Raw genomic sequence first — 7,187 nt, 5'->3', positions numbered from 1 at the left:
TCCAGCTGAGCTAAGGACGCGCAGTTTTCGATATCGGTATTCCCGATATCAGGGGTTCATAAAAGAAACCCTAAATAGTGGCGCGCTCTGGAGGATTCGAACCTCCGACCGCCTGGTTCGTAGCCAGGTACTCTATCCAGCTGAGCTAAGAGCGCACGGTTTTCGATATCAGTATTCTCAATATCAGGAGTTCACAAGGAAACCCTAAAGAGTGGCGCGTCCTGGAGGATTCGAACCTCCGACCGCCTGGTTCGTAGCCAGGTACTCTATCCAGCTGAGCTAAGGACGCACGGTTTTGATATCAATTCTCGACGAACGATTTATCAATATCAGGATTCACATTCTTATAAGAACTAAACCCTAAATAGTGGCGCGCTCTGGAGGATTCGAACCTCCGACCGCCTGGTTCGTAGCCAGGTACTCTATCCAGCTGAGCTAAGAGCGCACGGTTTAGTATCAACTTAGTCAATACAAGGATTTTCATTCATATAAGAAATAAACCCTTAAATAGTGGCGCGTCCTGGAGGATTCGAACCTCCGACCGCCTGGTTCGTAGCCAGGTACTCTATCCAGCTGAGCTAAGGACGCACGGTGTTCATTCATTAAGAATGAAGTTGTGAAATATATCACATTCTTCTTGCTACGAAGAAAAAAAAAGGCCATCGGCCTGTAATGAATGGCGGTGAGGGAGGGATTCGAACCCTCGATGCAGCTACAAACCACATACTCCCTTAGCAGGGGAGCGCCTTCGGCCACTCGGCCACCTCACCTAATTCATTATTCTCACATCACTTACAAGTAAGAGAAGAGAGAATGGCGCGTCCTGGAGGATTCGAACCTCCGACCGCCTGGTTCGTAGCCAGGTACTCTATCCAGCTGAGCTAAGGACGCACATTTACATTGTCTAAATTGCTAATTTTAGACTCGCAAGAAATGGCGGTGAGGGAGGGATTCGAACCCTCGATGCAGCTACAAACCACATACTCCCTTAGCAGGGGAGCGCCTTCGGCCTCTCGGCCACCTCACCGTCTTGCGGAGGCACATATTACGTTTTACCGAAAATATGTCAAACACTTTATTGAAAAAAATTGGACAAAAACACTCAACCGTTTGCTATTTAATCAAAGCGCTTGCAAATTGAACTTATAAGATTCAAATCGCGCTTTTTCCCTTAAAAATTAAGGTGAAAGATTGGCAATAATAAACAGCCGAAAACAATTATCTAATTTATCCAGCAGCAAGTGCTACCGCTGATGGCACAATACTACGGGATGCGTATTTTCGCCATAGGGGAAGCTAATAAATCTTGAGTTTTGCCAAACAAAATAGAGAGCAACAGTTCTGTTCAACCTTGTCTGTATCTCACAACATCACAAAGCATTCACTTCACAACTTTGAGCCCGATCCGTTATCCAACTCATCTATGTCATAATGAGTGTTTCGATTCCCCAAGATCAAAAAAGGCTAGCAACAATGCTAGCCTCTTCTCTACGCAAAAGTATTAGTAGTTGCCAGATGCAACGTTACCATTACCTTTTTCAGCTTGAATGCGCATGTAGATCTCTTCACGGTGAACAGATACTTCTTTAGGTGCGTTAACACCGATACGTACTTGGTTACCTTTAACGCCTAGTACAGTAACTGTTACTTCATCACCAATCATCAGTGTTTCGCCAACGCGGCGAGTCAAAATTAGCATTCTTTGCTCCTTGAGTAATCTCTAAATTTATCTAGCTACGAGAGCATTATCCAACAAAAGTTATATTTTCGTAAACTATCGATTGAGTTTATTTAACCAAAATGCACTTCTTTTTTAGGATAACCTTGTGTTTCACGCGCTACGATGTATGCATTGTGTAATATGTTAGCAGCCATATCGACTTGCGTTGGTGATATCACCAAAGTTAAAGACTGCTGCTGCAATAAGTGATGCTGTACATCAATTTCGCCTTCAGACAACAATCCATGTGAACTGACCACAATTTCTTGTGTTCGGCTTCCTACCACAGTTAACAAACTAACCTGTTCACTATTACGGATTTTCTCGTCAAAAACTAGTTTTAATTTGGCACTTATGTCTTGTTTAATAATGAGTGCTGCCCGTTCTGTTTCCTCGATCACACTACAGACTTCGATCCCCAACAGTTGGCAATGTGAAATGAAAGACGGTAAATCTTCATTCAAACACTCGATACGCACCATATCTCTTTGAATAGCGATACCAGCAATATCATTCAAACACTGATTACCCGTGATCAATGTGCCCTCGCCTTGTTCAAAGCTTGAAAGCACACGCAATGGCACGTTGTGCTGCCATGCATACTGAACACACGGAAGATGCAAAACCTTAGCACCTCGGCGTGCCATCTCTTCCATAGAAGGGAAGTCTAAAGTATCTAATTTTTGAGATTGCTTCACGACTCTAGGATCACAAGAGTAAACACCATCTACATCAGTATAGATCTGGCATTCTTTCGCCTGTAAGGCACCCGCAAGCGCTACCGCTGTAGTATCTGAACCACCGCGACCTAATGTTGTGATATCGCCTTTCGCATTGAATCCTTGAAAGCCTGCAACAATGACAATCTGGTTGTCATCTAACAGTGCTTGAATCGGGGCAGTATCAATACGCTCAATCGCTGCATTATTATGATTAGAATCCGTGTGTATCTTGGCTTGATAGCCAGTCATCGATGTCGCTTCATAACCTAACTTGTGTAACGTCATTGCTAACAAGGCCATGGAAACTTGCTCGCCAGCCGTTAACAGCACATCCAGTTCTCTAGCGTTTGGTACGCTATCAACTTGTGTGGCTAAGTTAACCAACCGATTTGTTTCACCTGACATAGCAGAAACGACAACCACAATCTGGTTCCCTTCATTTTTCGCTTCAATGATTTTTTCTGCTACATGATGGATTCGTTCAATTGAACCCACCGACGTTCCACCAAATTTCTGCACGATAAGAGGCATTTTCACCCGTCCTCACCTTCCCAAGACCAATGTCTATATATGACAAAAAAACACATACTCCGCGTCAGGGCGAAGCAATAAAAAATTAACCAAGGAGTCTAACGCCACCATTAGACTTCTTGGTTAATCTCAATCAAACCTTGTTTAAACACGCTTCCAATAGGCAAAATAAAAGATGCCCAATCAACTGATTGGGCATCTTTGTATCAATTACTTAAGCTTAAAGACGCTCTTCTAGCCAAGTACGCACAGATTTAAGTGCTTCTGGCAGTGCTTCAACGTCAGTACCGCCCGCTTGAGCCATATCTGGACGACCGCCACCTTTACCGCCAACTTGCTCAGCAACCATCTTAACAAGGTCACCCGCTTTTACTTTGCCGATTAGGTCTTTGGTGACACCAGCAATCAAGCCAACTTTACCGTCTGCTACGTTTGCGATCAGGATGATGCCGCTACCTACTTGGTTTTTAGCGTTATCAACCATAGTACGTAGGTTCTTGTTGTCTGCGCCTTCAATTGCAGCAACCAAAACTTTAGTACCAGAGATGTCTTCTACTTTGCCCATGATGTTTGCGCTTTCTGCAGCAGCCATCTTTTCTTTAAGCAGTTGGATTTCTTTCTCTAGAGATTTCGCTTTCTTAGCTGATTCAGCAAGCTTCTCTTCGTAAGCGTTAGCCTGAGCCTCTACTGCATCTAGAGCAGCTTCACCCGTTACCGCTTCAATACGACGAATACCCGCAGCAATACCACCTTCAGAGGTGATCTTGAATAGGCCGATATCACCCGTGTTACTTGCGTGGATACCACCACAAAGCTCAGTAGAGAAATCGCCCATAGATAGAACGCGCACTTCATCATCGTACTTCTCGCCAAACAGTGCCATTGCACCTTTTTCTTTCGCTGACTCGATATCCATGATGTTGGTTTCAATCACGTGGTTCTTACGAACTTGTGCGTTAACCAAACGCTCTACTTCTTTAATCTGTGCCGGTGTTACCGCTTCAAGGTTAGAAAAGTCAAAACGTAGGTTATCTGGCTTAACTAAAGAACCTTTCTGAGCAACGTGCTCACCTAGAACTTCGCGCAATGCAGAGTGAAGTAAGTGAGTTGCAGAGTGATTTAGTGAGATAGCAGCACGACGCTCAGCATCAACCGTTGCTTCTACTTTATCGCCCTTAGCAAATACACCTTCAACTAGCTCACCGTGGTGTGCAAATGCGTTACCTAGCTTCTGAGTATCTTGTACTTTGAAAAGACCCGACGCTGTTTTTAGTGTACCAGTATCACCACATTGACCGCCTGACTCAGCGTAGAATGGTGTCTCTTCAAGGATGATGATTGCTTTGTCGCCAGCCGATAGTGAAGATACCTCTTCGCCGTCCACAAATAGCGCAGAGATTTCACCAGCACCTTCAGTTGCTGTGTAACCACAGAACTCTGTGTTCGTATCTACTTTGATCGTCGCGTTGTAATCAGTGCCGAATTGGCCAGCTTCACGAGCACGCTTACGCTGTGCTTCCATCGCCTTCTCAAAGCCTTCTTCATCGATAGTAAAGTCGCGCTCACGAGCTACATCGTTAGTCAGGTCAGCTGGGAAGCCGTATGTATCGTAAAGTTTGAAAACTGTTTCGCCGTCAAGCTCTTTGCCTTCAAGTGCGTCTAGTGCGTCATTAAGAATAACCATGCCGCGCTCTAGAGTACGACCAAAGTTCTCTTCTTCAATGCGAAGTACTTTTTCAACAAGCTCTTGCTGTTTCTTAAGTTCATCTGCCGCAGAGCCCATCACTTCAGCCAGTACACCCACAAGTTTGTGGAAGAACACGCCTTGTGCGCCAAGCTTGTTACCGTGACGAACTGCACGACGAATAATACGACGTAGAACGTAGCCACGACCTTCGTTTGAAGGCATAACGCCGTCAGCGATTAGGAATGAACAAGAACGGATATGGTCAGCAATAACGCGTAGCGATTGGTTAGATAGGTCGTCATGACCCACAACTTCCGCTGTCGCTTTGACTAGCTTTTGGAATACATCAATTTCGTAGTTAGAGTGAACGCCCTGCATGATTGCAGAAATACGCTCAATACCCATACCTGTATCTACAGCAGGCTTAGGTAGCGGTTCCATTGTACCGTCAGCGTGACGGTTGAACTGCATGAATACGTTGTTCCAGATCTCGATGAAACGGTCACCATCTTCTTCAGGTGTGCCAGGACGGCCGCCCCAGATGTGCTCACCGTGATCGTAGAAGATTTCAGTACATGGACCACAAGGACCTGTGTCACCCATCGTCCAGAAGTTATCAGACTCGAACTGTTTACCGCCTTCTTTGTCGCCAATGCGAACGATACGGTCAGCAGGAACACCTACTTTTTTGTTCCAGATATCGAATGCTTCATCATCTGTCTCGTATACCGTTACCAGCAGACGGTCTTTTGGCAGTTGAAGAGTCTCAGTCAGGAATTCCCAAGCAAAGCCAATCGCTTCTTCTTTGAAGTAGTCGCCAAAGCTGAAGTTGCCTAGCATTTCGAAGAACGTGTGGTGACGAGCCGTGAAACCTACGTTTTCAAGGTCATTGTGTTTACCACCCGCACGTACACAACGCTGAGCCGTAGTTGCTCGAGTGTAGGCACGCTTTTCGGCGCCTAAGAAGCAATCTTTGAATTGGTTCATACCTGCGTTAGTAAATAGCAGGGTTGGATCGTTATGTGGAACTAACGATGAACTGTCTACGATTTGGTGTTCTTTGCTCTCAAAGAACTTAAGGAACGCGTTGCGAACCTCATCAGTGCTCATGTACATGCAGCTCTTCCTGAAAATAGTCGAGTTAGAATTTTGCCGTATTGTAGATCATGGTTAAGGCTTCGACTAGTTTTCTTGTAGAAAAGACACCCTTGGGCAGGATTTTAGTGGGAATTCGATAAAATGAAGAATATTCCACTATATCTAGCCGTGGAAAAGCAGAAGTAAATCGACGACCTAGTACCGAAGAAACTCAGTCAACGAATGAGAGTTGACCAAATACATGCTCGACGGAACTGCTCCAATAAAAAAGCCCCGCATAAAATATGCGAGGCTTTAAGTTCTTTCAAGCGGATGCTTCTTTCAAACATCTACTCTATAAAACGTTAGCTTATAGCTCTTCGTTTTCTTCTTCTTTCTCTACGTCTTTCTCTTCAAGAACAGCAGGAGTCAGTAGTAACTCACGAAGTTTAGTATCGATCTCTAGAGCAACTTCTGGGTTTTCACGTAGGTATTTACCAGCGTTAGCTTTACCTTGGCCGATCTTATCGCCTTTGTAGCTGTACCAAGCGCCCGCTTTTTCTACTAGCTTATTCTTAACACCTAAGTCGATAAGCTCACCTTCGCGGTTGAAGCCTTTACCGTAAAGGATTTGAGTTTCAGCTTGTTTAAATGGTGCAGCAATCTTGTTCTTAACAACCTTGATACGAGTTTCGTTACCAACAACTTCATCACCATCTTTAATCGCACCAGTACGGCGAATATCAAGACGAACAGATGCGTAGAACTTAAGTGCGTTACCACCTGTTGTTGTTTCTGGGTTACCGAACATCACACCAATCTTCATACGAATTTGGTTAATGAAGATAGCCATACAGTTAGACTGCTTAAGGTTACCCGTCAGCTTACGCATCGCTTGAGAAAGCATACGAGCCTGAAGACCCATGTGACTGTCGCCCATTTCGCCTTCGATTTCTGCTTTTGGTGTTAGCGCTGCTACTGAGTCAATAACAAGTACATCGATTGCACCTGAACGAGCCAGTGCATCACAGATTTCTAGCGCTTGCTCACCCGTATCTGGTTGAGAAACAAGAAGCGCATCGATATCAACACCAAGCTTTTGAGCGTAGATAGGGTCTAGTGCGTGTTCCGCATCAACGAAAGCACACGTCTTGCCTACTTTCTGTGCTGCAGCAATAAGCTCAAGCGTTAGCGTTGTTTTACCTGATGATTCTGGACCGTAAACTTCTACGATACGCCCCATCGGTAGGCCACCAGCACCTAGTGCGATATCTAGAGATAGAGAACCTGTAGAAATAGTTTCTACGTCCATTGTGCGGTTATCACCAAGACGCATGATAGAACCTTTACCAAATTGCTTTTCAATCTGACCAAGGGCTGCGGCTAACGCTTTTTGTTTATTCTCGTCCATCTCTATCTCCACATAATCGGTTGTCTCAACAAGCGATCT

The 7,187-nt window shown here is 44.8% G+C and carries 4 protein-coding genes and 7 tRNA genes; all 11 read right to left on the bottom strand.

Features of this window, described 5'->3' with window-relative positions; genetic code table 11:
- Nucleotides 1-78: 78 nt before the first annotated feature.
- The 11 genes from BCV39_RS22985 to recA all read right to left on the bottom strand — a co-directional run bounded on the left by BCV39_RS22985 (nt 79) and on the right by recA (nt 7,148).
- Nucleotides 79-155, bottom strand: a tRNA-Arg gene (locus BCV39_RS22985).
- A 57-nt stretch (nt 156-212) separates the two neighbouring features.
- A tRNA-Arg gene (locus tag BCV39_RS22980) sits at nt 213-289 on the bottom strand.
- Nucleotides 290-368: 79 nt separating this feature from the next.
- A tRNA-Arg gene (locus tag BCV39_RS22975) sits at nt 369-445 on the bottom strand.
- 66 nt (nt 446-511) lie between these two features.
- A tRNA-Arg gene (locus tag BCV39_RS22970) sits at nt 512-588 on the bottom strand.
- An 89-nt stretch (nt 589-677) separates the two neighbouring features.
- Nucleotides 678-770: transfer RNA gene (locus BCV39_RS22965), tRNA-Ser, on the bottom strand.
- A gap of 44 nt (nt 771-814) precedes the next feature.
- Nucleotides 815-891 (bottom strand) — tRNA-Arg (locus BCV39_RS22960).
- A gap of 43 nt (nt 892-934) precedes the next feature.
- Nucleotides 935-1,027: transfer RNA gene (locus BCV39_RS22955), tRNA-Ser, on the bottom strand.
- Between the two features lie 474 nt (nt 1,028-1,501).
- On the bottom strand, nt 1,502-1,699 hold the full coding sequence (csrA, locus tag BCV39_RS22950; protein ID WP_004415691.1) for a carbon storage regulator CsrA: 198 nt from the start codon (nt 1,697-1,699) through the stop codon (nt 1,502-1,504).
- 92 nt (nt 1,700-1,791) lie between these two features.
- Nucleotides 1,792-2,973: an aspartate kinase gene (locus BCV39_RS22945; RefSeq protein WP_080967413.1), complete on the bottom strand. Its 1,182-nt coding sequence runs from the start codon at nt 2,971-2,973 to the stop codon at nt 1,792-1,794.
- A gap of 220 nt (nt 2,974-3,193) precedes the next feature.
- Nucleotides 3,194-5,776, bottom strand: a complete 2,583-nt coding sequence (gene alaS, locus BCV39_RS22940) for an alanine--tRNA ligase (protein ID WP_102431726.1) — start codon at nt 5,774-5,776, stop codon at nt 3,194-3,196.
- A gap of 331 nt (nt 5,777-6,107) precedes the next feature.
- Nucleotides 6,108-7,148 (bottom strand): recombinase RecA, encoded by a 1,041-nt coding sequence (gene recA / locus BCV39_RS22935; protein WP_017056586.1) that lies wholly within the window; start codon nt 7,146-7,148, stop codon nt 6,108-6,110.
- Between the last annotated feature and the right edge of the window lie 39 nt (nt 7,149-7,187).

It is taken from the genome of Vibrio sp. 10N.286.55.E10, assembly GCF_002872555.1.
GTDB lineage: Bacteria > Pseudomonadota > Gammaproteobacteria > Enterobacterales > Vibrionaceae > Vibrio > Vibrio crassostreae.
The sequence above is the reverse complement of the archived record's forward strand: the minus strand, read 5'-3'. Positions and strand labels throughout refer to the sequence as shown.